Genomic DNA, 25,827 nt, shown 5'->3' with positions numbered 1-25,827 from the left:
GAGCAGCAATAATTCGCGTACCGCCTGCGACCGATGGTCGGGGCGACAGTGACTGCAAAGTTCGTATTGGCCCGCCGGCCGGTGTCGGTCGCCGGGGAATTTCGATGGACGCGCGCCTTGGTGCCGCGGACACAGGGGGAGATTGAGCACGCATGGACGCGATCGTTCTGCAGATCCTGAACGGCCTCGACAAAGGAGGGGCCTATGCGCTGATCGCGCTCGGGCTGACCTTGGCCTTCGGCACGCTCGGCGTGGTGAACTTCGCCCACGGCGCGCTGTTCATGCTCGGCGCGTTCTGCGCCGTGGTGTTCAACAAGTTTCTGACGTTGGAGATCGTCAAGATCGATCCGACGCGGACGACGCCGTGGGGCTCGCCGCTGGAGGTCAAGACGCCGTATGTCCAGGCGATGCTGGGCGATTGGGGCAAGGTGCTGATCGATTACTCGGTGCCGGTCTCGATCCTGCTCGCCATTCCGGTGATGCTGCTGATCGGCATCCTGATCGAGCGCGGCCTGATCCGGTTCTTCTACAAGCGCCCGCATGCCGACCAGATCCTGGTCACTTTCGGCCTCGCCATCGTGCTGCAGGAGATCGTCAAGCACTTCTTCGGCGCCAACCCGATCGCGCAGTCGGCGCCAGCGTTGTTCTCCGGCTCGCTGCAGATCACCGAGGCGATCGTTTATCCATACTGGCGCATCGTCTATCTATGCTTCTCGCTGGTGGTGATCGGCTCGGTATTTGCGTTCCTCCAGCTCACCACCTTCGGCATGGTGGTGCGCGCCGGCATGCAGGACCGGGAAACGGTCGGCCTGCTCGGCATCAATATCGAGCGGCGCTTCACCATCGTGTTCGGCCTCGCGGCGATCGTCGCGGGCCTGGCCGGCGTGATGTACACGCCGATCGTGCCGCCCGATTACCACATGGGCATGGACTTCCTGGTGCTGTCGTTTGTCGTCGTTGTGGTCGGCGGCATGGGCTCGCTGCCGGGCGCGGTGCTGGCCGGCTTCCTGCTCGGCATCCTGCAGTCGTTCGCTTCGATGAACGAGATCAAAGGCCTGCTGCCGGGCATCGATCAGATCATCATCTATCTGGTCGCCGTGGTGGTGTTGTTGGTGCGTCCGCGCGGTTTGCTGGGACGCAAGGGCGTGATGGAGAGCTGATCCGATGAAGCACACCTCCAAACTCGCCGATATCGCGCTACTGATCGGCTTCGCCATCGTGGTGGCGCTGGGGCCGATCATCTTCACCCCGATCGGTGCCGGCTATCCGGATCTGCTGCAGAAGTTCGCGATCTACGGCATCTTCGCGATCGGCTTCAACATCCTGTTCGGTCTCACCGGCTACCTGTCGTTCGGCCATGCCGCGTTCCTCGGCGTCGGCTCCTACGCCGCGGTGTGGTCGTTCAAGCTGCTGTCGATGGATCTGTTGCCCGCGGTGGCGATGTCGGTGGTGCTGGCCGGCTTGCTGGCACTGGCGATCGGCTTCGTCAGCTTGCGCCGCTCCGGCATCTACTTCTCGATCCTGACGCTGGCGTTCGCGCAGATGTGCTACAACATGGCGTATTCGGTGCTGACGCCGATCACCAACGGCGAGACCGGCCTGCGCGTGCTGCGCCAGGATCCGCGCTATCTCGACGCCGCGATCGGCTACGTCTCGCCGACGCCGTCGCTGTTCGGGATGCAGATCACCGGCTGGACCGGGTTCTACATTTGCGGCGCGGTGCTGGTGGCGGCGTTCGGCCTGTCGATCGCGATCTTCCGCTCGCCGTTCGGCATGACGCTGCGTGCCATCAAGTCCAACCAGAACCGGATGGGCTACACCGGCTACTCGACCCGGCCGTATCTTCTGTCCGCCTTCGTGATCTCAGGCATGTTCGCCGGTCTCGCCGGTGCGTTGCTGGCTGCCACTGATCCTTTGGCGGGCGCCGAGCGCATGCAGTGGACCGCGTCGGGCGAGGTGGTGCTGATGACCATCCTCGGCGGCGCTGGCACGCTGCTCGGCCCGGTGCTCGGCACCGGCATCATCAAGTACTTCGAGAACATCTTCTCGGCCTACAACGAGGCCCAGCTCAAGGCGATGTTCACCTTCGTGCCCGACGGGCTGCGCGAGCCGGTGGTCAAGACGCTGGGCCTGTTCGTCGGCGAAGGCTGGCAGCTCACCCTCGGCCTGCTGTTCATGGCGGTGGTGATCTTCCTGCCCGGTGGCGTGATGGAAGGCATCAACCGGTTGATCGGCCTCAAGCACACCCCGAAGGTCAAATCGCTCGGCGACTCGCCGCAGCGTGACGGTCTCGGCGAAATGGTGATCGAGGAGATGCCGGCGCACGACCGCACCGCCGAGATCGAGAAGAAGGCCGCCGAGAAGAAAGCGAGAGCCACCGCGCCATGAACGTCAACAGCGACATCGTTCTGCACATCGATCACGTCCACAAGACGTTCGCGGGTCTGCACGCGCTGGCCGACGTGCATCTCGACATTCGCGAGGGCGAGACCCACGCGATCATCGGTCCCAACGGCGCCGGCAAGTCGACGCTGCTCAACGTCTGCGTCGGCGTGCTGCCGCCGACGCAAGGCAAGGTGATGTTCCACGGCACCGAGCTCACCGGGCTGAAGCCCTACGAGATCAACCAGCTCGGCGTGGCGCGCGTGTTCCAGACGCCGGAGATCTTCGGCGATCTGACCGTGCTGGAAAATGTCATGATGGCGATGCTGTCGCATCAGGACGGCGCGTTCCGGCTCAAGCTGGTGTCGCGGTTCGACGAGCAGGGCGACATTGGCCAGCGTGCCGTGCAGGCACTGCGCGAGCGCGGGCTCGGCGGGCATCTGTATCATCTGGCTGGCGCGCTCTCGCGCGGCGACAAGCGTCGGCTCGAACTGGTGATGGGCCTGGTGCAGAAGCCGAAGCTCTTGCTGCTGGACGAGCCGACCGCCGGCATGGCCCGCGCCGATACCAACGCCACCATCGAGATCCTGCGGCAGATCAAGCAGTCGGGCATGACCATCGTGATCATCGAGCACGACATGCACGTGGTGTTCTCGCTCGCCGATCGCATCACCGTGCTGGCCGGCGGCCGCGTCATCGCGCAGGGCGTGCCCGACGAGATCAAGGGCAACCCGAAAGTGATCGAAGCCTATCTCGGCGAGGAGCAAGTATGACGACGATGACCGCCGAACGGCCGCACGCTGCCCATCCGGGCGAGACGCCGTATTTCTGCTGCCGCAATCTCAACGCTTATTACGGCGACAGCTACATCGTGCAGAACGTCTCGTTCTCGCTGAACAAGGGCGAGATCCTGGCGCTGCTCGGCCGCAACGGTGCCGGCAAGACCTCGACGCTGCGCTCGATCGCGCGCGCCTCGACGCCGGAGCTTGTCTCGGGCGAGGTGATCCTCGACGGCGTCAAGCTGCACGGCAAGCCGAACTACGTCGCCGCTCAGGCCGGCATCCAGCTGGTGCAGGAAGATCGCCGCATCATCCCGGGCATGACGGTGGAGCAGAACCTGGAGCTCGCGGTGATCTCCGGCAGTGTCGGCTGGTCGTTCGAGCGGATCTACGAGCTGTTCCCGCGGCTTGCCGAGCGGCGCAAGCAGGAAGGCGTGACGATGTCCGGCGGCGAGCAGCAGATGCTGGCGATCGCCCGCGCGCTGGCCCGTGATCTCAAGCTGCTGCTGCTTGACGAGCCGTACGAAGGCCTGGCACCGGTAGTCCGCCACGACATCGCCAAGGCGCTCCGCGAAGTCCGCTCCGCCGGCATCACCACCATCATCGTCGAGCAGAACGCCGTGGCGGCGCTGGAATTGTCCGACCGCGCCGTCATTCTCGACACCGGCGAAGTGGCGTTCGACGGCAGCGCCAAGCACGTCCTCGACAGCGAAGAACTGCGCCATCGCTATCTGGCGATCTGAGGCGCCAAGTTAACTGGGCCGGCCGGGGCAGCGGGCCCCGCCGGCCTGCACACGGCGGCGTGACCGACCACAAACAGTGTTGACTCGATCACAGGTGCGGGCGTACGGGTCCGGCCGGGTCGAGCCTTTGCGCGCGAGCCTTCCTTCTCATCCAACGAAGAGCACATGGGCCCTAGCAGCTTTGGCCGCTTTCTCCCCGCGATAGGCCGGGCGAATGCGACCGCAACACATCGGACCGCGACCGTGTCGGGCCGCGTGAGCAAGGTGCGCTGCTAGCCGCCTGATCTCACCGTCCCGCCGCGTTCTGCGGCCGTGGAGGTGAGTGATGTCGATCAACTTCAAAACCGCTTGGTGGCCGGCATGGACCGGCCGCGCCGCGCGCTCGGCCGAGAGCCGCCGCGTCCACGCCAACGACAACGTCCGCAGCACGTCGCACCGGACGCAGCGTCCGGCGCTGGCGCTGCGTTGGCATATCAGCTCGGCCGGCACGCTGATGGCCGGCTGGACGGTGGTGCCGTCGGACGATGCGGCGGGCGCCGAAGGCGGTGACACCGGTGACCGCGTGTACCAGCCGCCCTCGCGCGCGGCGTAAATCCAACGCCCGGCTGCGCGCCGGGCAGGAGCCATCACGATGGACCATCAACCCAGATTGCCCGCCGCCGCCCGCGTGCGTGCGGCGGGCCTGCCGATCTCGAAATCAGCATCAGACGTGGCCGCGCCGCATCGGCGCCGGGCAGGCGAGAGCGCTTAGCGCCGCTCTCCGCGTCCGGCCCTGAGCGCAAGCCGGACCAGGAGAGTCAAATGACCAAGCACATCCCCTTGCAGGCGACGTCGGCCTGCGCCGCCGTTCCACCGAGCGCGGTGCTGGACAGCGCCCATCTCGGCGAGATCCGCGGCGCGCTCGGCACCATCGCGGCCGACGATCGCGCGCCGCGGCGAACGTTCAAGGCCCGGCTGCAAACGCTGCTGGCGATCGCCGGGCCCGGCCTGATCGTGATGGTCGGCGACAATGACGCCGGCGCATTCGGCACCTACACCCAGGCCGGCCAGAACTACGGCACCACGCTGCTGTGGACGCTGCTGCTGCTGATCCCGGTGCTGTACGTCAATCAGGAGATGGTGGTGCGGCTGGGCGCGGTCACCGGCGTCGGCCACGCGCGGCTGATCTTCGCGCGGTTCGGCAAGTTCTGGGGCGCGTTCAGCGTCGCCGACCTGTTCCTGCTCAACGCGCTGACGCTGGTCACCGAATTCATCGGCATCAGCCTGGCGCTGCAGTATCTCGGCCTGTCGCAATTCTGGGGCGTGATCGCGGCCGCGGTGATCATCACCTTCGCGGTCTCGACTGGCGATTTCCGAAGGTTCGAACGGTTCGCGCTGGTGCTGGTCGCCGGCAGCCTGCTGCTGATCCCGGTTGCCGTGATGGTGCATCCGCCGCTGCCGCAACTGGCGCATGATTTCTTCGTGCCGAAGATGCCGGCCGGCGCGCCGCTCGGCGAGGTGATGCTGCTGATCATCGCCATCGTCGGCACCACGATCGCGCCGTGGCAATTGTTCTTCCAGCAGAGCTATTTGATCGACAAGCGAATCACGCCGCGCTTCATCCGCTATGAGCGCTGGGATCTGTGTGTCGGCATCGCGCTGGTGATCATCGGTGCGGTGGCGATGATCGGGTTTTCGGCGGCGGCGTTTGCGGGTCGGCCGGAATTCGGCGCCTACACCGATGCGCTCGGCACTGCGCATGGGCTGGAGCAGGCCGCCGGTCGGCTGCCGGCGATCCTGTTCGCGCTGGCGCTGCTCGACGCCAGCATCATCGGCGCCGCCGCAGTGTCGCTGGCGACCGCCTACGCGATCGGCGACGTGTTCGCGGTCGCGCATTCGCTGCACCGCAAGCCGAGTGAGGCGAAGGGATTCTATGCGGTCTATGCCGGGCTGATCGCGTTCGCGGCGGCGCTGGTCGTGACGCCGGGAATGCCGCTCGGCCTGCTCACCAATGCGGTGCAGACGCTTGCCGGCGTGCTGCTGCCGAGCGCGACGGTGTTCTTGCTGCTGCTGTGTAACGACAAGGCCGTGCTCGGGCCGTGGGTCAACGGCCGCGCCGGCAACCTGTTCACCGGTGCAATCGTCGCGGTGCTGGTGCTGCTGTCGGTGATCCTCACAGTGTCGGTGCTGTTTCCCGGCGTCGGCGAGACGACGATCCTCGGCATCCTGGGCGGAGGCGTGGTCGGCGCGCTGCTGCTGTCCGGTGCCGTGGCGCTGATCGCACGCCGCGGGCAGGGCGTCCGCGCCGAGCCCTCCGCGCGATCGGTCGTCGCGCCGGAAGAGTGGCGGATGCCGCCGCTCGCCACGCTGCCGCCCGCGCGCCTCAGCGCGGTCAGCCGCACCTGGCTGCTGGTGCTGCGCGGCTATCTGGTTCTGGCGGCCGGGCTGGTGCTGTATCGCATCGTCGAGCTGATCGCGCGGTGATGCATCCGGCGGTTGCTGCGCCGATCGGCTCAGCGCCGCCGTGACACTGCAACCTCGCTGGTGCCGACGGTGCCCATCTTCAGCGCCAGCGACGCGACCGCCACGACGCGGTCGATGACGCCGTCGACATCGTCGAGATCGCAGATGCCTTCCGACAGCCGCAGCAGGCGCTCGCTGTCGCGCACGGTCTGCTGCGCCATCGCCAGCGCGAAGTGCAGGCCCCAATAGATCTCCGCGTCCGGCTTGCCGGGCAGCGAGCGCCGCATCGCCGCGGCGAATTTGCGCAAGTGATCGATCTCGCGATTCTTGATCTTGCGGATCGGCGGGATGGTTTCAATCGCGGCGCGGATCATGAAGCGCGCGGCATCCGAGCGCTGGCTGTCCGGGCCGAGGCAGCCGCGCAAGGTCGGGCCGACCAGCGCGCGTAGCACCGCTTCGATCGGTGCGCGGCCGCCGCCGGCAGCTTCCGCGGCCTTCAGCTCGTTGAGCCGCTCGCGGTTGGTGACGATCGACCGCGTCACGAACAGCTCGGCGATCAGCTCGTCCTTGGAGCCGAAGTGATAGTTCACTGCGGCGAGGTTGACGCCCGCTGCGGCGACGATGTCGCGCAACGTCACGTCGCCGAAGCCGCGTTCGGCATACAGCCGTTCGGCGGCGGTCAGGATGGCACTGCGTGTGGTGTCGGTGGACATGCCGCTCCGCGGGAAATCATCGTTCTTGCAATTCAAACAGCTGTATGAAACTATCGTTTCATAGCCGGAAGTCAATGCGCCGTCGGGCGCCGAGGCGCCGGCAGCTTCGTTTTCGCGGTTCGTGGCCTCCGGCCTTTCGGGAGGCGCGGGGCGGAAATCCGACTTGCGGGCGCGGTGCGGCAGGACGACAGTGCCGCCACCCCGTCGGTCACAACAGTCTGGGAAAACAGTGAGGATCGCCTGATGGATTTCACGATGTCCGATCGCCAGCGTGAATGGCTGGACCGCGTCACCAAGTTCATGAACGACCACGTCCGCCCCGCGGTGCCGATCTACAAGCAGCAGGACGCCGAGGGCGAGCGCTGGAAGGTGATCCCGGTTCTCGAGGAGCTGAAGGCCAAGGCGAAGGCCGAAGGTCTTTGGAACCTGTTCCTGCCGCCGTCCTCGCACGACGACGATGAATTCCACGGTGCGGGTCTCTCCAACCTCGAATACGCGCTGCTGTCGGAGCAGATGGGCCACATCTCCTGGGCCTCCGAAGTGTTCAACTGCTCGGCGCCGGACACCGGCAACATGGAAGTGCTGTTCCGTTACGGCACCAAGGAGCAGAAGCAGAAGTGGCTGCGGCCGCTGATGGCCGGCGAGATCCGTTCGGCGTTCCTGATGACCGAGCCGGCGGTGGCGTCGTCGGACGCGACCAACATCGAGACCCGGATCGAAAAGGACGGCGATCACTACGTCATCAACGGCCGCAAGTGGTGGTCGTCGGGCGTCGGCGATCCGCGCTGCAAGATCGCGATCGTGATGGGCAAGACCGATCCGAACGCCGCGCGCCATCAGCAGCAGTCGCAGATCCTGGTGCCGCTCGACACCCCCGGCATCACCATCGAGAAGATGCTGCCGGTTTTCGGCTTCGATGACGCGCCGCATGGTCACGGCATGGTCAAGCTGGAGAACGTCCGCGTTCCGGCGTCGAATCTCCTGCTCGGCGAAGGCCGCGGCTTCGAGATCGCCCAGGGCCGCCTCGGCCCCGGCCGCATCCATCACTGCATGCGCACCATCGGCAAGGCCGAAGAAGCGCTGGAGAAGATGGTCAAGCGCCTGCAGTCGCGCGTCGCGTTCGGCAAGCGGATCATCGAATTCTCGGTGTGGGAGCAGCGGATCGCCGAAGCCCGCATCGACATCGAGATGAACCGTCTGCTGTGTCTCAAGGCCGCCGACATGATGGATAAGGTCGGCAACAAGACCGCGCAGCTCGAGATCGCGATGATCAAGGTGGCGGCGCCGCGCATGGCGCAGCGCATCATCGACGAAGCGATCCAGGCATTCGGCGGCGCCGGCGTGTCCGACGACGCGGGTCTGGCCAAGGATTACGCCAACATCCGCACGCTGCGGCTCGCGGACGGTCCGGACGAGGTGCACAACCGCGCCATCGCCCGCCTGGAGATGAAGAAGTACGCCAACGCGGCGCACTGACACGTAGGCCGCATAAAAAGGTCATCGCCGGACTTGATCCGGCGATCCATCTCTTGAAAAGATGGATACCCGGGTCAAGCCCGGGTATGACTATTTTGGGATTGTCGGAACGCGCGGCGCGTAACGCGCGAACAAGAACAAGGAGCGTCACTTGGTCGGGAAGCGAAACGACGACGATTACACCGGCACCAAGCCGGTCGAGGAGCGGCATCGGGTCGACGAGGCCCGCCTCGCCGAATGGATGCAGGCGAATGTCGAGGGCTATCAGGGCCCGCTCGAGGTTCAGCAGTTCAGGGGCGGGCAGTCCAACCCGACCTATAAGCTCATTACCCCGAACCGTTCCTACGTGATGCGGCGCAAGCCGTTCGGCAAGCTGCTGCCGTCGGCGCACGCGGTTGATCGTGAATTCCGCGTCATCGCCGCGCTCGGCAAGCAGGGTTTCCCGGTCGCCAAGGCCTATGCGCTGTGCACCGACGATTCCGTGATCGGCGTGTCGTTCTACGTCATGTCGATGGAAGAGGGCCGGGTGTTCTGGGATCCGACCCTGCCGACCCAGACGCCGGAGTCGCGCTGGGCGATCTTCAAGGCCAAGATCGAGACGCTGGCGCAGCTCCACAGCTACGAGCCGGAGAAGATCGGTCTCGGCGACTTCGGCAAGCCGGGCAATTACTTCGCCCGCCAAGTCGACCGCTGGAGCAAGCAGTACAAGGCGTCGGTGGCCGAGCCCATACCGGAGATGGAGCGGCTGATGGAATGGCTGCCGAGCACGGTTCCGGTGCAGGAGCGGGTGTCGGTGGTGCACGGCGACTACCGGCTCGACAACATGATCTTCCACGCCACCGAGCCGCGGGTGCAGGCGGTGCTCGACTGGGAGCTGTCAACGCTCGGCGATCCGATGGCCGACTTCACCTATCTGTTGATGCAGTGGGCAATGCCGGGCCTCGCCGAGGCCGATCTGAAGGCGCTGAATCTGCCGACGCTGGAGCAGGCCGCCGACATCTATTGCAAGGCCGCGGGCATCGCCGGCGTGCCGAACCTCAATTGGTATCTGGCCTATAACACCTTCCGCCTCGCCGGCATTCTGGCGGGCATCGCCGGCCGCGTCCGCGACGGCACCGCGGCCTCCGACAAGGCCAAGGAGTCTGCCGCTCGCACCGTGCCGATGGCGCAGCTGGCGTGGGAATACGCCCAGAAGGCCGGCGCGAAGTAAGCGGGTTTCGAGATTGAAAAAGGCGCGGTCCGCAAGGATCGCGCCTTTTTGTTGCTCTCACCAAAGTCATTCCAGGATGCACGCCGAAGGTGTGCAGACCCGGAATCCCGAGCTGATAAGAACGAGTGACAGCCAAGAAGAGATTCCAGGCTCGCGCATTTCACGCGCGCCCCGGAATGACGAAACTTCGATCTTGATTTCAAAAAGGTCGTCATCGCCCGGCTCGTCCGGGCGACCCAGTATCCCAGTGCGTCATTGTTATCACGAACGCCCTGGAATACTGGATCCCCGCATGCGCGGGGATGACGGTCGTGTGTGGAGCGGTCTGCGCCGCTAATCAACCCGTCTCAGATCGGCTTGCCCGCATACGGCATCGACGCGGTCAGGCCGCCGTCGACTGGGAACGCCTGGCCGTTGACGTAGGACGCTTCGTCGCTGAGCAGGAATAGCCCCATGGTAGCGAGTTCGTGCGGCTGGCCGGCGCGCTTCAGCGGGTTGAGCTGGCCGATCTTGTGATCGGTGCCGCGGGCGCGCGCGCCGTCGAACACCGGCTTGGTCATGCCGGTCTCGATCAGGCCGGGGCACACCGCGTTGATGCGCACGCCGGTGCCGGACAGCGAGTAGGCGGTGGTCTGCACTAGGCTGATCACGCCGGCTTTCGATGCTGCGTAGGGATGCCCCGACGCGCCGCTCTTCAGGCCCGCGACCGAAGCGGTGCACAGGATCGCGCCGTGCCCCTGTTTGATCAGATGCGGCATGGTGTGTTTGATCGCCAGGAACGGACCGATCAGGTTGACGCGCAGGATCTCCTGCCAATGCTCCGGTGTCTGTTCGGGCAGCGGCACCAAGCCGCCGCTGATACCGGCATTGGCCCAGATGCCGTCGAGCTTGCCGTAAGCGGCGATCGCCTTGGCGACGAACCCCTTCACGTCGTCCTCGGAGCCTGCATCGGCCATCACCGCTTCGGCGGTGCCGCCCGCCTTGCGCACTTGCTCGACCGTCTCCTGCACGCCTTCGGTGCGATCGACCGCAATCAGTTGCGCGCCTTCCTTGGTGAACAGCAGCGATGCCGCGCGGCCGATGCCGCTACCGGCGCCGGTGATGATGATGGATTTGCCTTCGAGGCGGCCCATGCGTTGCTCCCTGCTGATCGCTTCGGCGTTTGCCGTTTGACGGAATTGGAACGACGATCGTTCGATCGACATCGCGCGTTCGACACACAAGTGACTTGAGGCGATGCGAGGTCTGACGTACAGCGACTTGTGACCGGATTGAAAGGATTTTCTCGCATGACGAACGTGCCGCCGTCTTCCAACGACAAACCGTTCGTCGCCCAACATTCGGTGCCGGTCGGCGTCACCGCGACGCGGTGGTGGTGGGTGCGGCATGCGCCGGTGCGCAGCGACGGCGGCAACATCTACGGCCAGATCGACATCGACTGCGATTGCAGCGATCGTGTGGTGTTCGATGCTGTCAGCCGGGTGCTGCCGCAGAACGCGGTGTGGTACGCAAGCAAGCTGAAGCGCACCCACATGACCGCGGAAGCGATTTTCGCCGCCGGTTTCCCGCGACCCGATACCATCACGCAGGACGCCGATCTCAACGAGCAGCATCTCGGCGACTGGCAGGGCACCAACCGTGCCGCGTTCTTCGCCAAGCTGCCGGTCAATCTCGACACCTTCTGGTTCGCGCCGATCGACGAGCGCGCGCCGAACGGCGAGAGCTTCATGGATCTGTACGAGCGCACCAGGCGCGCGATCGCGCGGATCACCGCCGCGCATCCGGGCGAAGACATCGTTGCGGTCGCGCACGGCGGTACCATCAAGGCCGCGATTGGCGTCGCGCTGCGCGATCAGCCGGAGCGGGGGCTCGCCTTCACGATCGACAATTGCTCGATCACCCGGCTCGACCATATGGCCTCCAACGGTCACGAGGGCTGGCGGATTCCGATGGTCAATCAGCAGCCGTGGATCGCCGACCCATCGCACGCCGCGATGCATCAGCCGGCCGGCCCGGAATTGGCGACGCCGAGCAAGCTGGCTTAGGTGACATCATTGCGAACGAAGCTTTTCCGTCATTGCGAGGAGCGAAGCGACGAAGCAATCCAGCGTAGTGCACGGATCTGGATGGCTTCGCGGAGCCTGTGCTCGGACGGCGCGAAGCGCCGATCCGGGTGATCGCAATGACGGATAAGTCGTCACTCACAATAATCAAAACGGGAGAGAAACATGAACTTGTTCGACCTCAGCGGTAAAGTCGCCGTCATCACCGGTTCGTCGCGCGGCATCGGCAAGGCGATCGCCGAGCGGATGGCCGAGCACGGCGCCAAAGTGGTTATCTCGTCGCGCAAGCAGGACGCCTGCGATGCGGTTGCCAAGTCGATCAACGACACCTATGGAGCTGGGACCGCGCTGGCGCTCGCCGCCAACATCTCGAGCAAGGACGATCTGAAGCGCCTGGCGCAGGAAGCGACGCAGACCTTCGGCAAGATCGACGCCCTGGTCTGCAACGCCGCGTCGAACCCGTATTATGGCCCGCAGGCCGGCATCAACGACGATCAGTTCCGCAAGATCCTCGACAACAACATCGTCGCCAACCACTGGCTGATCAACGAAGTCGTGCCGCAGATGATCGCGCGCAAGGACGGTTCGATCACCATCGTGTCCTCGATCGGCGGCCTGAAGGGCTCGACCGTAATCGGCGCCTACTGCATCTCCAAGGCCGCCGACATGCAGCTTGCGCGCAATTTGGCCTGCGAGTACGGCGAGCACAACATTCGCGTCAATTGCATCGCGCCGGGCTTGATCAAGACCGACTTCGCCCGGGCGCTGTGGGAGAACCCGGAGACGCTGAAGGCCTCGACCGCGCGTTCGCCGCTGCAGCGGATCGGCGAGCCCGACGAGATCGCCGGCGCCGCGATCTTCCTTGCCTCCAAGGCGGGCACCTTCACCACCGGTCAGACCATCGTCATCGACGGCGGCGCGACGATTAGTTGACCTCTCGGGTCATTCCGGGGCGCGCGAAGCGCGAACCCGGAGTCCCGAAGTTATAAGCAAAGAAGAGATTCCGGGTTCGCGAGCTGCGCTCGCGCCCCGGAATGACTCGGAGAGAACGGCGACTACTCCACCGCCGCGTACACGAGGTCGCGCACCAGGGTGCGGAAGTATTCGCGCTGCCCCGGTCCCTGCGACATGAATACCGCGAATAGCTGCTCGGCCGGGTCGATCCAGAAGAACGTGCCGGCGATGCCGCTCCAGTAGAACTGGCCGACCGAGCCGGGGAAGGGCGAGATTCCCGGCTGGGTGCGGACCGCGAAACCGAGGCCGAAGCCGTTGCCCGGCGGCAGGATGTAGTTGTCCGGCGGGATGTGCGGCTCAAGGTGATTGCTCGCCATCAGCTCCAGCGTCTTGCGGCCGATGATGCGCGCCCCATCCAGCGTGCCGCCGCCGAGCAGCATCTGGCAGAAACGCGCATAGTCCATCGTGGTCGAGACCAGGCCGCCGCCGCCGGATTCCATCGCCGGCTTTTCCAGCATATTGAACAGCGCCACCGGATCGCCGGTCCACGGATCGGCCGGGAACGCCTCGGCGAGGCGGCCCTTGTTGTCGGCCGCGGTGTGGAAGCCGGTCTCGCTCATCTGCAGCGGCGCCAGGATGCGTTCGGTCAGGAACGTGCCGAGGGTCTTGCCGGCGACCACTTCGATCACCCGGCCGAGAATGTCGGTCGAGCGGCTGTAATTCCACGCCGCGCCGGGCTGACACACCAGCGGCATCGAGGCGACCAAAGTGGCGTGCTCTTCGTTGGTGATCTTGCGGCTGCGGATTCGCGAGGCGCGGTACATCTTGTGGATCGGACCGTCGCCGGTGTGGTCGTAGGTGATACCCGAGGTGTGGCGCAGCAGATCCTGGATGGTGATCGGGCGTTGCGGCGGCACCAGTTCGAGCTCGCCGCCGTGCACGACGCCGACGTTGGTATTCTCAAATTCGGGAATGTATTTCGAGAGCGGATCGTCGAGCAGCATCTGGCCGTCCTCGACCAGCTGCATGATGCCGACCGAGACGATTGGCTTGGTCATCGAGAAGATCCGGAAGATGCTGTCGCGGCGCATCGGCGCGTCTGAACCGGGTGCCTGCCGCCCCAGCGCCTCGAACCAGCCGATCTTGCCCTTGCGCGACACCAGCACAGTGACGCCGGGGATGGTGCCCTTGTCGATCTCGCGCTTGAAGGCGTCCGACATCACCTGCAGCCGGCGCGGCGACAGCCCCAGGGTCTCGGGCTTGGCTTCCGGCAAAGCCGGGGTCTGCGGGGGGAGGGCGGAGGGTGCGGCGGCGGTCGCTGTCATGGCGTTTCCCGATTGCTGTTTTTGTTGTGATCCGGCACCGGTGTTCACATGGGTGTCATCCGGGCCTGCGGGGGCGTTCCGCGCCAGATTGACCCATAAAATCCGGCTTGAACAGGGTGCTTTTCCGCAGTAACCAGCCGCGGTTTCGCCGCCTTCCAGGCTGGCGCCGACAAGGATGGAGAACGATGGCCAAAGCAAAGTTTGAACGTACGAAGCCGCATTGCAACATCGGGACGATCGGTCACGTCGACCACGGCAAGACGTCGCTGACGGCGGCGATCACCAAGGTTCTGGCGGAGACGGGCGGTGCGACGTTCACGGCCTATGACCAGATCGACAAGGCGCCGGAAGAGAAGGCGCGCGGCATCACGATTTCGACCGCGCACGTCGAGTACGAGACGCAGAACCGTCACTACGCGCACGTCGACTGCCCCGGCCACGCCGACTACGTGAAGAACATGATCACCGGTGCGGCGCAGATGGACGGTGCGATCCTGGTGGTGTCGGCGGCCGACGGCCCGATGCCGCAGACCCGCGAGCACATCCTGCTGGCCCGTCAGGTCGGCGTGCCGGCGCTGGTGGTGTTCCTGAACAAGTGCGACATGGTCGACGATCCGGAACTGCTCGAGCTGGTCGAGATGGAAGTGCGCGAGCTGCTGTCGAAGTACGACTTCCCGGGCGACGACATTCCGATCGTCAAGGGTTCGGCGCTGGCGGCGCTGGAGAACTCGGACGCCAAGCTCGGTCACGACGCGATCCTGGAGCTGATGCGCCAGGTCGACGCCTACATCCCGCAGCCGGAGCGTCCGATCGACCAGCCGTTCCTGATGCCGGTGGAAGACGTGTTCTCGATCTCGGGCCGCGGCACCGTGGTGACCGGCCGTGTCGAGCGCGGCATTCTGAAGGTCGGCGACGAAATCGAGATCGTCGGCATCCGCGACACGCAGAAGACCACCTGCACCGGCGTCGAAATGTTCCGCAAGCTGCTCGATCAGGGCCAGGCGGGCGACAACATCGGCGCGCTGCTGCGCGGCACCAAGCGTGAGGACGTCGAGCGTGGCCAGGTGCTGTGCAAGCCGGGTTCGGTGAAGCCGCACACCAAGTTTAAGGCCGAAGCCTACATCCTGACCAAGGAAGAGGGCGGCCGCCACACCCCGTTCTTCACCAACTACCGTCCGCAGTTCTACTTCCGCACCACCGACGTGACCGGTGTTGTGCACCTGCCGGAAGGCACCGAGATGGTGATGCCGGGCGACAACATCGCGATGGAAGTGCACCTGATCGTGCCGATCGCGATGGAAGAAAAGCTGCGCTTCGCCATCCGCGAAGGCGGCCGCACGGTGGGCGCCGGCGTCGTCGCCGCGATCATCGAGTAACAACTCGATCGACGTGATGAGCTTAAGGAAGCCGCGCGTACGCTTTGCCGTATGCGCGGCTATTCTTTTCGTTTGGGCGTGGCCGGCGGCAGGCGAGGCGGCCTGTCCGGACCGGCCGCCGTGCAAAGGCTGCGGCTGCAAAGGCGGCACCGGCTATCGGGCGCCGGATGGTCACTGCGTCGGCTTCCGCGAGCTCGACCGGGTGTGTGGCGTGCCGCCGAGGCGCTGTGTGTTCGAGAATGCGCCGGGGACGGGTGCCAACCGGGATTGCGCGCTCGCGCCCCGATCGCATCGCAAGTCCGGAACCGGTCCGGACGCCGTGCCTGTGGAACCTGTCGAATAGACCAAAGCCTAACCGCGTATCCCACTTGCCAGCAGGGCACCGCCTGTGCTTCAAACGGCCCGTTCGGCGGCGACGCCGACGTAGGAGTGTAGCTCAATTGGTAGAGCACCGGTCTCCAAAACCGGGGGTCGCAGGTTCGAGCCCTGCCACTCCTGCCAGCTAAACTGCTCAATCTGTATCCAATATTCTGGCATCAGGCGACTTGAGGGCGGCTCACGGTCTGCCGTCCAGCCGGATTTGCGCCCGAATCGGGACCGGCCGTTCCGGCCGGCTGCGTCGCAGATCGGACGATCGCGGCGTCCGGCGCGCCGGCTGACCGGCGGAGCCTTGGGGCGGCGCCATCGCGCCGCCGTGGCCTTGCCGCGCTGCATGTCATGCGGTGGAATTCTCACACGCTCGGCTAGAGCCAATCTAATTCGCTGGGTTTGCGGCGAAATCGGGCGGCTGATAACCGGATTGGTGGAGATGGCGTTCGCTCGGGGGGGCGAAAGGTTGAGTGGCGTTCATTCGATGACCGATTTGACCGAGAGTCTGGCGCATCTCTATGCCGATGAGCATCGGCGGCTTCAGCGGTTTCTGATTGCCCGCGGACTGTCTGCGAGCGCTGCCGCCGACATCGTGCAGGAGGCTTTCCTACGCCTGTTGCGTGCGCCGCGCGAAGAGGTCCGTGACCTCCGCAGCTATCTGTTTCGAACCACCGACAATCTGGCGATCGACGAGGCCCGCCGGCGTCGCCGCAATATATTGGCAACGGCGGTCGAACTCGACGAAGCGATCGCCGACCCGTCGCCGCTGCCCGATGCGGTGCTGATTTCCCACCAGGAATTCCGAGCGTTGCACGCTGCACTGGCCGCATTGCCGCCGCGCCCCCGCGAAGTGTTGATTCTCCACAAGTTCGAAGGAATGAGCTACGCCGACATCGCCGACCGGCTCGGAATCTCGAAAAATACCGTGATGGCGCACATGTTGAGAGCGATGCTTTGCCTCAAGGCAAGCTTCTCGGCAGAGGGGGGCGGTGCGGACGGCTCGTCGGTCCGGTGATGCCATCCCCCTGACGGATGCGGTTTCGCTGTATTTGCTTCACATGAACGTTTTCCGTGCCTAGCTACGTCCCGCATCGGCGACGTCTCCCACCGCATGACGGTGCTGTTCCGCAATGTACGATCGTGTCACACGAGGCCGCATGGACAGATTGGACGGACCATCGTCCATAGACGAGCAGGCGGTTCAATGGTTCGTCGTCCTTCGCGATGACGAGGCCACCGAGGAGGACCGTGCTGACTTTGCAACGTGGCTGGCGGTTGATCCGGCCCACGAGGCTGCCTGGCGCTCGGTCGAGCGGATGTGGAGCGGCCTCGATGCCGTCGGACTGCGTCCGGCGCCGCGCAGCCCTCGGCGGCAGCGATCGAACCTGCCGAAGCGCATCGCGGTGACTGCCGTGCTGCTGCTGGCGATGGCCGGTTTCGGTTGGCAGTTGCTGCCGGTTGGCCTGTTCGCGGACCATCGAACCGGCGTCGGCGAGCGCAAGACGGTCATGCTGCAGGATGGTTCGCAGGTCGAGATGGCGACCTCGACGGCGATCGATGTCTCGTTCGGCGACACCGAGCGGCGCATCAAGCTGCTGACTGGAGAGGCATTCTTCACGGTGGCGAAGGATCCCGGAAGGCCATTCATTGTTATGGCGGAAGGCGGCGAGGTGCGTGTGCTGGGCACCGCGTTCGACGTCAAGATTGCAAAAGACGTTGCGGTCGCCGTGGCGCACAACACGGTTCAGGTCGGAACGCCAGCGGCGACGCCGGTGAAAGTCGAAGCCGGCCACGAGGTTCGCTACGGCACCGGCGGCGTATCTGGTGTCACCGCGGCGGATCTTGATGCCGTACAGGCGTGGCGGCACAATCAACTGATCTTCCGCGACGTGCCCTTGGATGATGTGCTGGCCGACCTCGGCCGGTATCGGCGCGGCCCGATCGTGCTGTTCGGCGGTGCACTCGGCAAGCGGCACGTCACGGCGGTGTTCGACACCGACGACGTGGACGCGGCGCTCGACACCATCGCTCAATCGCTATCGCTGCGGATCTATCGTGCCGCCGGCCTTCTGACTGTAATGATTCCAAGCCCAGAATCGCAAAAAGACGCGGTAGTCGAGTAACTACTTTGTCCAACTCCGCCGTCTTCATCGCAGCAGGTCGCTACACGCGGCCGCTCGACGATGGGGGCCTTCGGGATGAGTTTGGATACAAAGTGCGTATGCTCTAACGGGCGACTGGCCGTTCTGTTGATGGCGGCGACGTTCTTGTCGACGGCCGCGACGGTCGAACAATCCTACGCACAAGCTCCGCAACCATCACGCGCAGGCGCCGGTTCTCGCGAGCTCGACATCCAGGCTCAGCCGCTCGGGAGCGCACTGATCGCATTCTCCCGTCAGTCGCGGCTCCAGATCTTCGTCGATCAAGCTCTGGTGGCGGGAAAGTCCGCACCGGCGGTCCGCGGCGCGCTGACACCGTCTGCTGCGCTCGACCGGCTTCTGGTTGGGTCAGGGCTCTCCTATCGGATCAAGCGTGGAGGCACCGTCACGATCGTCGGTCCGGTCAGCGCCAGCATGAACCAGATGCCGGCATCCGATGGATCTCTGATGCTCGATACGATCGACATCTCGGGTGGTCGCGGAACTCCGGCCGAGGTGCCGTACCGCACGCCCGCGCCCGTGACCCAGATTACGCAGGAGAGCATCGAGCGCTTTCGGGGCAGCAGCCCGGCCGACATCTTCCGCGGTACGCCGGGTGTGATGTCGGGCGAAGCCAGGAACGGCGGCGGTTCGATCGACGTCAATATCCGGGGCATGCAGGGCATGGGCCGTGTCGCCGTCACGGTTGATGGCGCTGAGAACGGGCTGACGGTCTATCAGGGCTATCAGGGCATCTCGAACCGGACCTACGTCGATCCTGATCTTCTGGCCGGCGTCGACATCACCAAGGGCGCGGACGTCTCGTCGCGGGGCATCGCCGGCACGGTGGCGATGCGCACGGTCGGCGCCGACGATGTCGTGAAGGCCGGTGAAAAATGGGGCGTGCTGGTCAAGAGCAGCTTCGGCACCAACACCGCCAACCCGCGGCCGGGCGATCTCGGTGGTTATACCTGGCCGCGGCCCTATGTCAGCGATCCGCAGCCCTATCCGGTGCCGACGGCGCAGGCTTCCGGCCTCGACCGCCCCGGACTGCTCACTCCGACCAGTGGCTCGTTCAGCACTGTCGCGGCGATCAAGGAGGCGAATTACGATCTGCTGTGGGGCTATGCGTACCGGAAGCAGGGCAACTATTTCGCCGGAAGGAACGGGCCCGGCGCGGGCGTACTCGACACCGGGCCGCAGCCGCTCTGCTATTCGAGCGGCTTCTGCTATTACCCGCCGAGCCCGATTTCGTATGCGCATGTCTACCAAAACACCGGTCTGACCAGTTATCGCGCTGGCGAGCAGGTTCTGAACACTCAGCTCGAGACCGAATCCTATCTCGCCAAGGGCACCGTGCGATCCGACGACGGCCAGAGTCTACAGGTTGGATACAACGGCTATCGCAGCAAGGCTGGCGACGTCATCGCGTCTTTGTTCTCAAGCGCCCAAAACCAGGCCGTGCAACAGGTCCAGGAGGACGTGACCAAGGTCGACACCGGCACCGTCCGCTATCGTTGGAAGCCGGAGGACAACGGTCTCGTCGACCTCAAAGCCAACATGTGGATGACCAATCTGACGTTGCTGACGCCGCCCCGGACGAGCATCGCGACCAACGTCAAGCCTGAAGACTTCGGTCTCCCGTACAACTACCTGCCGGGCAATCAAACCACGATGGGCGGCGGCGACCTCAGCAACAGGTCCCATCTGTCATTGGAGCGCTTCGGTTCGCTCGATTTCGATTACGGTGCGTCATATGTCCAGGAAGCGACCAGGCCGACGCCGTTTACGAACGAGCTCAATGCCGGCATCCCGTCCCGTGAAGGCGCCAGGCAGGAGGTCGCCGGTTTCGGCAAAGTCGCGTACAAGCCGGTCGATTGGCTCACGCTGAACGGCGGTCTCCGGTATTCGCATTACTGGTCCCAGGATCGGAGCACGATCACCAACGCCTCACAGGTGAATCCGCAGCCGTCGCGTGACACCGGCGGATACAGTCCGTCCGCCGGAATCGTGGTCGAGCCGATCAAGGACGCACAGTTCTACGTCAACTACTCCAGCGCCCTGCGCATGCCGACCCTGTTCGAATCGGTTGCCGGCTACAGTCTGATCCCCAACGCTGGTCTGCTTCCCGAGCGTTCCAACAATTGGGAGGCTGGGGTGAACCTCTTCAGAGAGGGGGTGTTCGCGCCCGCCGACAAGGCGATGATGAAGTTCGGCTACTTCAACTGGAATGTGTCGAACTACGTCGCCCGGATGAGCAAGTCGTTTGTGGATCCGACCTACGGCTACACCTACTCGGCCCTTCAGGTCGTCAATATCGATCGTGCGCGCTTCGAAGGACTCGAATGGTCTGGCCGCTATCAGAGCGGCGGATTCACCGCAGAGGTCGCAGCGAATTACTATCTCAACGTCGAATATTGTCCGACTGCGGCCAATTGTGCCAATTCGACTCTGTCCGGCGACTATTCGGCCAATCAGGTGCCTCCGAAATACTCGGCGAACATCACTTTATCGCAGAAGCTGCTCGACGATGATCTGACGGTCGGTGGTCGTGCGAGTTATGTCGGGCCGCGCTCGATCGGATACGGGGCGGTGCAGTATGGTGCGGCTGCCATCATCGCGCCGATTATCTGGCAGCCGTATTGGCTGGTCGATGTGTTCGCCGAGTATAAGCTCACCAAGGATATTGCGCTGCGTGCGACCGTCGAGAACTTGACGGATCAGTATTACGTCGACCCGCTCAGTCTGGTTCAGCAGCCGGGGCCGGGGCGCACGTTCCGCCTCGGTATGAGCGGGAAGTTCGGTGGCAGCGAGACGGTCACACCCGGATCTCTGACGCGCCTGTTCGCGCCGAGCGCAGCGGTTGCGAACTGGAGCGGTTTCCATGCCGGCGTCAACACAGCCTACAACTCCGCGAAATTCGGTGGGACGATGACCGCGATGACCGCGTCGGCCGACGGTCACGCGGCGAACGAAGCGCCCAATCAGCAGGTCGGCGCGCTCTCGTTCGGCTTGCACGCAGGCTACGACTATCAGTTCGCGAACCGGTTCATCGTCGGCATCGAGGCCGATGTCGCCAAGACTGAGATCGGTGCGTCGCAGGTGACTTTCGCGTCCGAAGGCGTCGCCTGCAACTGCGCGAACAACCTGGGCAGGATGCGACAGTTCGAAGCCGTGCAGCAGAGCGAGATCAAATGGCTCTCTACCGTGCGCGGACGGCTCGGCTTCGCCGTCAACGACAGGCTGATGCTGTTTGCCAGCGGCGGTGTTGCTTTCATGAGGCAAGACGAGTCCCGGACGCAGTACCGTGCCGTCAATTCCGGAAACTTCTCGTGGCCGACGACGACCGTGGCGGCTTTCACCGAGGACAGTTCTCGTATCCGAGTTGGATATGTGATCGGCGGCGGCGGCGAATTCGCTGTGGGCGGTGCGTGGTCGATCAAGGCTGAGTATCTGCTAGCCCGGTTCGCCGGCGAGGACTTCACCTTCGCCGACGCCAGAGCAGGCGTACTGCCGGGCAATTTCGTGACGCCGGCGACCTACGCGACGAGCAACGGCCGCAAGCTCAGCAGCAACGTGGATATCCCCATGGTCCGCGTCGGAGTCAACTATCGGTTTTGACATCGGCAGGAACCGCAGCGACGCAGCAGCGATGAACGTTGCAGTGGTGCGGTTCACGAGAAGCAAGGCGGGGTGGCCGTATCCTGCAGGTTGGAGGAGTCTGAATGACAGTAACGGATAGCGCACTGGTCCTCAGTCGCTCGAGGCGGCTGAAGGCCGCGACGCAGGCGACGCACGAACGGCTGGACAGTGGGATCATGGCGCGGAGGCCGTTTTCGAGCCGCGAGCGATATGCGTCGTTTCTCCTTGTCCAGCATCGCTTTCACCAGGACGTCGACGCGTTCTATCGCAGCGCCGCGCTGGGCGAATTGCTACCGGCTCTGTTGGAACGACGGCGGCTCGAACTGATCGAGTTGGACCTTCGTGATCTCGGCGTTGCGCCCGAGAATTCGCGCGCGACGCCCGTCTCGATCGGCGAGCAGCCGATCGACGTCTCGACGGCGCTGGGTTGGCTTTATGTGGCCGAAGGCTCCAACCTCGGTGCTGCGTTTCTGCTGAAGCAGGCCGGTAGCCTCGGTTTGTCGGAGACGTTCGGTGCCAGGCATCTCGTCGCCGCTCCGGAGGGGCGCGGCCTCCATTGGAAGACGTTCACTGCGGCCCTCGATGCAGCGCCGCTGTCGGCGATGGAGGAAGAGCGCGCGATCGCCGGCGCGCGCGCCGCGTATCAGCGCGTGCACAAGCTGGTGAACGAGTTGTTGGTCGTCGCCGCGGAATCCGCCGGAAGCCTTGAAGCGGATGATGGCGATCCAACGAGGTTTCATCCCGACGTGAAGGAAGGTGAGGGATGACGGCAGCCCGTCTAATATCGATATGGGCGTCACTTGCGCTGATCGGCGCATTGCTCGCGTGTGCGCCGGACGCTGCGGCACAGCAGCCCGGCTCGGCGCCGATGAGCGTGACGTCCCCGGAGACTCCGGCAGCATCGCCCGCTGCAGGTCTGGCTGGCGAGGGCGGCGGATCGGTGGCGCGGATCATGCCGAAATCGGATCGCCACTCCGATCTGCCGCACGATCTGTCGCCGATCGGCATGTTCATCGCGGCCGATTGGGTGGTGAAGGCCGTGATGATCGCGCTGCTGCTCGCCTCGTTTCTGAGCTGGACGATATGTGTGGCCAAAGCCGTCGAGGTGGCGTGCGCTAACGCCAGGGCGAAGCGCGCATTTCTCATCGTCGATCGATCGCGCGATCTCGACGAGGCAGTGCATCGCCTCAGCAAACGAGGCGGCCCTGCCGTGTTCATGGTGCGGTCGGCGAGCGACGAGCTGCATCGCTCGTTGCCGGTGCTGGCCTATTCCGGCGAAGCTGGCCTGAAGGAGCGCGTGGTGTCTCGTCTGGCGCGCATCGAGGCGCAGGCCGGGCGCAGGCTGATGCGCGGCACCGGATTGCTTGCGACCGTCGGCGCGGTGTCGCCCTTCGTCGGCCTGTTCGGCACGGTGTGGGGCATCATGAACGCCTTCATCGGGATCTCGCAGAGTCACACCACCAACCTCGCCGTGGTGGCGCCGGGCATCGCCGAAGCGCTGCTGGCGACGGCGTTCGGCCTGGTCGCCGCGATCCCGGCCGTCATCATCTACAACGTCTTCGCACGCGCTATCTCCGGTTATCGCCAGGTCTTGGCCGATGCTGCGGCCGGCGTGGAGCGGCTGATCAGCCTCGATTTGGATTTCCGCAAAGTCCCGGGCGAGCACCGGACATCTTCGTCGATGTTGGCAGCAGAGTAAGAGTGGAGAAGTACATGGCAGACAGCGTGAGAGAGTATGGCGGCGGCCAGTTCGATGACGATCGTAGGACCAAGGTGCCCCCGTTCATTGACGTAATTCTAGTGCTCCTCATCATCTTCATGGTCGCGGCGCCACTCGCGACGGCTCATGTTGATCTCGGTTTGCTGGCGTGGACAGCGAAATCGACGCCGCGAGTCGGCAAGCCACTCTATGTCACTCTGAACAGTGACCACACGCTACGTATCGACGACAGCTCGGTCGCCCGCGAGGATCTACGGGCGATCATCGATCGCAAGGCCGGCGGCGACAAGAAAACCCGTGTCTTCGTTAGCGCGGACAGCAGGGTCGATTATGGAAGTCTGATGGAGGTGGTGAATCTGCTGTGCGGCGCCGGCTATCTCAAAGTTACGCTGGTCGGTCTCGAGCAAGTGGCCGTGCTACCTGCGCCCGCGTCCGTGCCGTGACCGACTTCAACAGCTCGATCAGTCGCCGGACCAAAGCTCTCGAAATGTTCGGTTGGTCGGTGGCGGCGCTGCTGATGATGGGGGCACATGCCGGCGCCGTGGCCTGGATGCTGCTGCCCGATCCGGTGGTCCCCGCGGAGGACTCGGCACCGGCCGCCATCATGGTGGACATGGCGGCGGTGCCCGAAGCGATCGTCACGGCGAGAACCGATATCTCACCGGACCAGAAATCGGCCGATGACAGCCGGCCGCAAGCAGAGCAACGGCAGGAGTCGCCGCCGCAGCTCGCCGAGCCGCCGGTCGAGCCGAATGAAACAGCGCCGGCCGAGCAGACCAAGACGGAGGACAAGCCGCCGGTCGTGGAGACTGCGGAGGTGCCACTTCCGCGTCCCGAACCTCCGCGGGCGGTGACTCCCCCGGAGCCAAAGCCGACGCCGAAGAAGAAGCAGCGCTCACGCCCGCAGCGGGCTGCGGCCAATTCCCAGGCAATGCGGCAGGCGCAGCTCGAGGCGAGGCAGTCGGATCGGATAGCGGCTGCTCAGACCGCGTTCGGTGGGGCTTCGCAGTCCCCGGCGGATTGGCGGTCACGACTGATGGCGCATCTGCAGCGTAGCAAGCGCTCGGTGTCGGCGGCCGCTGACCAGGGGAGGCGCCGGATCGCCTATGTGCACTTTGCGATCGATCAGTCCGGCAATGTGCGGTCGGTGAGATTGGTGCGGTCGTCGGGCTTCGCCGAGATCGACCGGGAGGCGCTCGCGCTGGTGCAGCGCGCATCTCCGGTTCCGCCGCCGCCGCCCGGTGCGAGCCGGAGCCTGACGGTGCCGGTTGGATTTGTCTCGGACTAGGCTCTCGGGCCATGCTGTCGCAAGGCTGACGACGGCAGTCCGGTCCGTGTAGGAGATTGGAATATTACGGCTTTTGGGATACCTGAAGGGGAGGTGGGAGCCAGTCGGCGGGGTGCGCGACAGCCGTTCGCAGCTTGACGTTTCGGCGATCTGGCCATACAAGGCCTCACTCGCTGCCGGCCCGCTTCGACGGATTTCCGGCGCGGCTTTGATTTCCCGAAAATTGGGCCCGTTGTCGGCTCATCCCCGGCGAGGATCGCCAGGGTTGGGTTCACCGGGGCTGTTCGGTTTTCTGAAACACCCACATTCGACTGATCTGGATCACACGATGGCCTTCAGCCCGTTCAAATTCCTGCAGGAAGTGCGGAGCGAGACCGCCAAGGTGACCTGGCCGACCCGCCGCGAAACCTCGATCACCACGATCATGGTGTTCGTGATGGTGGCGCTGGCTTCGATCTTCTTTTTTGCCGCCGACCAGGTGATCAGCGTTCTGATCCGCCTGTTGCTCGGCGTTTGACGGCAGGCCCCTTACCATGAGCATGCGCTGGTATATCGTCCACGCCTATTCGAACTTCGAAAAGAAGGTCGCCGAATCGATCAAGGAGCAGGCCAAGCAACGCGGCCTGGAAGATCTGTTCGAGCAGGTGCTGGTCCCGACCGAGAAGGTCACCGAGGTGCGCCGCGGCCGCAAGGTCGATGCCGAGCGCAAGTTCTTCCCGGGCTACGTGCTGGTGAAGATGAACCTCACGGACGAGGCCTTCCACCTGATCAAGAACACCCCGAAGGTCACCGGCTTCCTCGGCGCCGAGAACAAGCCGATGCCGATCTCGGAGTCCGAAGCGATGCGCATCCTGCATCAGGTGCAGGAAGGCGTGGAGCGCCCGAAGGCGTCGGTGTCGTTCGAGATCGGCGAAAACGTCCGTGTCGCCGACGGCCCGTTCGCGTCGTTCTCCGGCGTGGTCGAGGAAATCGACGAGGCGCGTTCGCGCGTGAAGGTCGCGGTGTCGATCTTCGGCCGTGCGACCCCGGTCGAACTGGAATTCGGTCAGGTCGAAAAGGTCTGATCGGGCACTGTCATTGCCGGGCTTGACCCGGCAATCCACCTTCTTCGCAACACTCTTGCGAAATGGATGGATGCCCGGATCAAGTCAGGGCATGACGGAAGAGGGTGGGGCGGAGGCTCTGCTCTGAGAGGCGTGGGAGGCGT

Annotated in this window: 23 protein-coding genes and 1 tRNA gene; 21 read left to right on the top strand and 3 right to left on the bottom strand. The window is 64.7% G+C overall.

Translation table 11 applies throughout. The features are described 5' to 3' along the window. Positions 1-152 precede the first annotated feature (152 nt). From HZF03_RS16575 to HZF03_RS16550, 6 genes are all read left to right on the top strand, one after another. Positions 153-1,160, top strand: a complete 1,008-nt coding sequence (locus HZF03_RS16575; RefSeq protein ID WP_011158838.1) for a branched-chain amino acid ABC transporter permease — start codon at positions 153-155, stop codon at positions 1,158-1,160. Between the two features lie 4 nt (positions 1,161-1,164). Beyond that, the gene (locus tag HZF03_RS16570; RefSeq protein WP_011158837.1) at positions 1,165-2,388 is read left to right on the top strand and encodes a branched-chain amino acid ABC transporter permease; all 1,224 of its coding nucleotides are present in this window, start codon (positions 1,165-1,167) and stop codon (positions 2,386-2,388) included. Beyond that, a complete protein-coding gene (locus tag HZF03_RS16565) occupies positions 2,385-3,155 on the top strand; it encodes an ABC transporter ATP-binding protein (RefSeq protein ID WP_011158836.1) in 771 nt (256 codons plus the stop codon). The genes HZF03_RS16570 and HZF03_RS16565 overlap by 4 nt, the downstream gene beginning before the upstream one ends. Beyond that, positions 3,152-3,904: an ABC transporter ATP-binding protein gene (locus HZF03_RS16560; protein WP_119019780.1), complete on the top strand. Its 753-nt coding sequence runs from the start codon at positions 3,152-3,154 to the stop codon at positions 3,902-3,904. Before HZF03_RS16565 ends, HZF03_RS16560 begins: the two co-directional genes overlap by 4 nt. Before the next feature lie 325 nt (positions 3,905-4,229). Then, positions 4,230-4,496 carry a hypothetical protein gene (locus tag HZF03_RS16555; RefSeq protein WP_119019779.1) on the top strand — a complete coding sequence of 89 codons (267 nt, stop codon included), beginning with the start codon at positions 4,230-4,232 and terminating at the stop codon, positions 4,494-4,496. A gap of 209 nt (positions 4,497-4,705) precedes the next feature. Then, entirely contained in the window at positions 4,706-6,367 is a 1,662-nt protein-coding gene (locus HZF03_RS16550; RefSeq protein WP_119019778.1) for an NRAMP family divalent metal transporter, read from the top strand. Between the two features lie 29 nt (positions 6,368-6,396). On the opposite strand, the gene HZF03_RS16545 is transcribed toward HZF03_RS16550, so the two are convergent. Then, positions 6,397-7,059: a TetR/AcrR family transcriptional regulator gene (locus tag HZF03_RS16545; RefSeq protein WP_119019777.1), complete on the bottom strand. Its 663-nt coding sequence runs from the start codon at positions 7,057-7,059 to the stop codon at positions 6,397-6,399. 243 nt (positions 7,060-7,302) lie between these two features. On the opposite strand from HZF03_RS16545, the gene HZF03_RS16540 reads away from it, so the two are divergent. Together HZF03_RS16540 and HZF03_RS16535 are read left to right on the top strand one after the other, a co-directional pair. Continuing rightward, on the top strand, positions 7,303-8,535 hold the full coding sequence (locus HZF03_RS16540; RefSeq protein WP_011158831.1) for an acyl-CoA dehydrogenase family protein: 1,233 nt from the start codon (positions 7,303-7,305) through the stop codon (positions 8,533-8,535). A 151-nt stretch (positions 8,536-8,686) separates the two neighbouring features. Further along, positions 8,687-9,745 carry a phosphotransferase family protein gene (locus HZF03_RS16535; protein WP_119019776.1) on the top strand — a complete coding sequence of 353 codons (1,059 nt, stop codon included), beginning with the start codon at positions 8,687-8,689 and terminating at the stop codon, positions 9,743-9,745. Between the two features lie 347 nt (positions 9,746-10,092). Here the strand turns inward: HZF03_RS16535 and HZF03_RS16530 are convergent, their stop codons facing one another. Continuing rightward, the gene (locus HZF03_RS16530) at positions 10,093-10,878 is read right to left on the bottom strand and encodes an SDR family NAD(P)-dependent oxidoreductase (RefSeq protein WP_047308228.1); all 786 of its coding nucleotides are present in this window, start codon (positions 10,876-10,878) and stop codon (positions 10,093-10,095) included. 156 nt (positions 10,879-11,034) lie between these two features. Here HZF03_RS16530 and HZF03_RS16525 point away from each other — a divergent pair, with 156 nt between their 5' ends. Together HZF03_RS16525 and HZF03_RS16520 are read left to right on the top strand one after the other, a co-directional pair. Further along, positions 11,035-11,790 carry a histidine phosphatase family protein gene (locus HZF03_RS16525; RefSeq protein ID WP_119019775.1) on the top strand — a complete coding sequence of 252 codons (756 nt, stop codon included), beginning with the start codon at positions 11,035-11,037 and terminating at the stop codon, positions 11,788-11,790. Positions 11,791-11,973: 183 nt separating this feature from the next. Next, positions 11,974-12,741: an SDR family NAD(P)-dependent oxidoreductase gene (locus HZF03_RS16520; protein ID WP_119019774.1), complete on the top strand. Its 768-nt coding sequence runs from the start codon at positions 11,974-11,976 to the stop codon at positions 12,739-12,741. 122 nt (positions 12,742-12,863) lie between these two features. Here HZF03_RS16520 and HZF03_RS16515 read toward each other — a convergent pair whose 3' ends face one another. Next, the gene (locus HZF03_RS16515) at positions 12,864-14,087 is read right to left on the bottom strand and encodes a serine hydrolase domain-containing protein (protein ID WP_119019773.1); all 1,224 of its coding nucleotides are present in this window, start codon (positions 14,085-14,087) and stop codon (positions 12,864-12,866) included. Positions 14,088-14,272: 185 nt separating this feature from the next. Between HZF03_RS16515 and tuf the strand changes: the two genes are divergently transcribed. The 11 genes from tuf to nusG all read left to right on the top strand — a co-directional run bounded on the left by tuf (position 14,273) and on the right by nusG (position 25,684). Next, positions 14,273-15,463 carry an elongation factor Tu gene (gene tuf, locus HZF03_RS16510; RefSeq protein ID WP_011158796.1) on the top strand — a complete coding sequence of 397 codons (1,191 nt, stop codon included), beginning with the start codon at positions 14,273-14,275 and terminating at the stop codon, positions 15,461-15,463. 425 nt (positions 15,464-15,888) lie between these two features. Further along, positions 15,889-15,964 (top strand) — tRNA-Trp (locus HZF03_RS16505). A 307-nt stretch (positions 15,965-16,271) separates the two neighbouring features. Next, positions 16,272-16,847, top strand: coding sequence for an RNA polymerase sigma factor (locus HZF03_RS16500; protein ID WP_165858171.1), 576 nt, complete (start codon positions 16,272-16,274; stop codon positions 16,845-16,847). Positions 16,848-16,989: 142 nt separating this feature from the next. After that, on the top strand, positions 16,990-17,955 hold the full coding sequence (locus HZF03_RS16495; protein WP_119019717.1) for a FecR family protein: 966 nt from the start codon (positions 16,990-16,992) through the stop codon (positions 17,953-17,955). Positions 17,956-18,084: 129 nt separating this feature from the next. Beyond that, positions 18,085-21,591 carry a TonB-dependent receptor domain-containing protein gene (locus HZF03_RS16490; RefSeq protein WP_234832327.1) on the top strand — a complete coding sequence of 1,169 codons (3,507 nt, stop codon included), beginning with the start codon at positions 18,085-18,087 and terminating at the stop codon, positions 21,589-21,591. Positions 21,592-21,695: 104 nt separating this feature from the next. Beyond that, complete coding sequence (locus HZF03_RS16485) at positions 21,696-22,379, top strand: biliverdin-producing heme oxygenase (protein WP_119019715.1); 684 nt, start codon at positions 21,696-21,698, stop codon at positions 22,377-22,379. Continuing rightward, positions 22,376-23,311, top strand: a complete 936-nt coding sequence (gene exbB / locus HZF03_RS16480; protein WP_119019714.1) for a tonB-system energizer ExbB — start codon at positions 22,376-22,378, stop codon at positions 23,309-23,311. Before HZF03_RS16485 ends, exbB begins: the two co-directional genes overlap by 4 nt. A gap of 14 nt (positions 23,312-23,325) precedes the next feature. Beyond that, positions 23,326-23,775, top strand: a complete 450-nt coding sequence (locus HZF03_RS16475) for a biopolymer transporter ExbD (RefSeq protein WP_119019720.1) — start codon at positions 23,326-23,328, stop codon at positions 23,773-23,775. Next, positions 23,772-24,620: an energy transducer TonB gene (locus HZF03_RS16470; protein WP_119019713.1), complete on the top strand. Its 849-nt coding sequence runs from the start codon at positions 23,772-23,774 to the stop codon at positions 24,618-24,620. Before HZF03_RS16475 ends, HZF03_RS16470 begins: the two co-directional genes overlap by 4 nt. 328 nt (positions 24,621-24,948) lie before the next feature. Next, the gene (secE, locus tag HZF03_RS16465; protein WP_012496665.1) at positions 24,949-25,137 is read left to right on the top strand and encodes a preprotein translocase subunit SecE; all 189 of its coding nucleotides are present in this window, start codon (positions 24,949-24,951) and stop codon (positions 25,135-25,137) included. A gap of 16 nt (positions 25,138-25,153) precedes the next feature. Beyond that, complete coding sequence (gene nusG / locus HZF03_RS16460; protein WP_011158817.1) at positions 25,154-25,684, top strand: transcription termination/antitermination protein NusG; 531 nt, start codon at positions 25,154-25,156, stop codon at positions 25,682-25,684. Positions 25,685-25,827 lie beyond the last annotated feature (143 nt).

It is taken from the genome of Rhodopseudomonas palustris (assembly GCF_013415845.1).
Taxonomy (GTDB): Bacteria; Pseudomonadota; Alphaproteobacteria; order Rhizobiales; family Xanthobacteraceae; genus Rhodopseudomonas; species Rhodopseudomonas palustris_F.
The sequence above is the reverse complement of the archived record's forward strand: the minus strand, read 5'-3'. Positions and strand labels throughout refer to the sequence as shown.

Coding starts and splice junctions, on each gene's coding strand:
- HZF03_RS16575 (WP_011158838.1), top strand. CDS start 153: ATGGACGCGATCGTTCTGCAGATCCTGAACGGCCTCGACAAAGGAGGG.
- HZF03_RS16570 (WP_011158837.1), top strand. CDS start 1,165: ATGAAGCACACCTCCAAACTCGCCGATATCGCGCTACTGATCGGCTTC.
- HZF03_RS16565 (WP_011158836.1), top strand. CDS start 2,385: ATGAACGTCAACAGCGACATCGTTCTGCACATCGATCACGTCCACAAG.
- HZF03_RS16560 (WP_119019780.1), top strand. CDS start 3,152: ATGACGACGATGACCGCCGAACGGCCGCACGCTGCCCATCCGGGCGAG.
- HZF03_RS16555 (WP_119019779.1), top strand. CDS start 4,230: ATGTCGATCAACTTCAAAACCGCTTGGTGGCCGGCATGGACCGGCCGC.
- HZF03_RS16550 (WP_119019778.1), top strand. CDS start 4,706: ATGACCAAGCACATCCCCTTGCAGGCGACGTCGGCCTGCGCCGCCGTT.
- HZF03_RS16545 (WP_119019777.1), bottom strand. CDS start 7,059: ATGTCCACCGACACCACACGCAGTGCCATCCTGACCGCCGCCGAACGG.
- HZF03_RS16540 (WP_011158831.1), top strand. CDS start 7,303: ATGGATTTCACGATGTCCGATCGCCAGCGTGAATGGCTGGACCGCGTC.
- HZF03_RS16530 (WP_047308228.1), bottom strand. CDS start 10,878: ATGGGCCGCCTCGAAGGCAAATCCATCATCATCACCGGCGCCGGTAGC.
- HZF03_RS16525 (WP_119019775.1), top strand. CDS start 11,035: ATGACGAACGTGCCGCCGTCTTCCAACGACAAACCGTTCGTCGCCCAA.
- HZF03_RS16520 (WP_119019774.1), top strand. CDS start 11,974: ATGAACTTGTTCGACCTCAGCGGTAAAGTCGCCGTCATCACCGGTTCG.
- HZF03_RS16515 (WP_119019773.1), bottom strand. CDS start 14,087: ATGACAGCGACCGCCGCCGCACCCTCCGCCCTCCCCCCGCAGACCCCG.
- tuf (WP_011158796.1), top strand. CDS start 14,273: ATGGCCAAAGCAAAGTTTGAACGTACGAAGCCGCATTGCAACATCGGG.
- HZF03_RS16500 (WP_165858171.1), top strand. CDS start 16,272: ATGGCGTTCGCTCGGGGGGGCGAAAGGTTGAGTGGCGTTCATTCGATG.
- HZF03_RS16495 (WP_119019717.1), top strand. CDS start 16,990: ATGGACAGATTGGACGGACCATCGTCCATAGACGAGCAGGCGGTTCAA.
- HZF03_RS16490 (WP_234832327.1), top strand. CDS start 18,085: ATGGCGGCGACGTTCTTGTCGACGGCCGCGACGGTCGAACAATCCTAC.
- HZF03_RS16485 (WP_119019715.1), top strand. CDS start 21,696: ATGACAGTAACGGATAGCGCACTGGTCCTCAGTCGCTCGAGGCGGCTG.
- exbB (WP_119019714.1), top strand. CDS start 22,376: ATGACGGCAGCCCGTCTAATATCGATATGGGCGTCACTTGCGCTGATC.
- HZF03_RS16475 (WP_119019720.1), top strand. CDS start 23,326: ATGGCAGACAGCGTGAGAGAGTATGGCGGCGGCCAGTTCGATGACGAT.
- secE (WP_012496665.1), top strand. CDS start 24,949: ATGGCCTTCAGCCCGTTCAAATTCCTGCAGGAAGTGCGGAGCGAGACC.
- nusG (WP_011158817.1), top strand. CDS start 25,154: ATGAGCATGCGCTGGTATATCGTCCACGCCTATTCGAACTTCGAAAAG.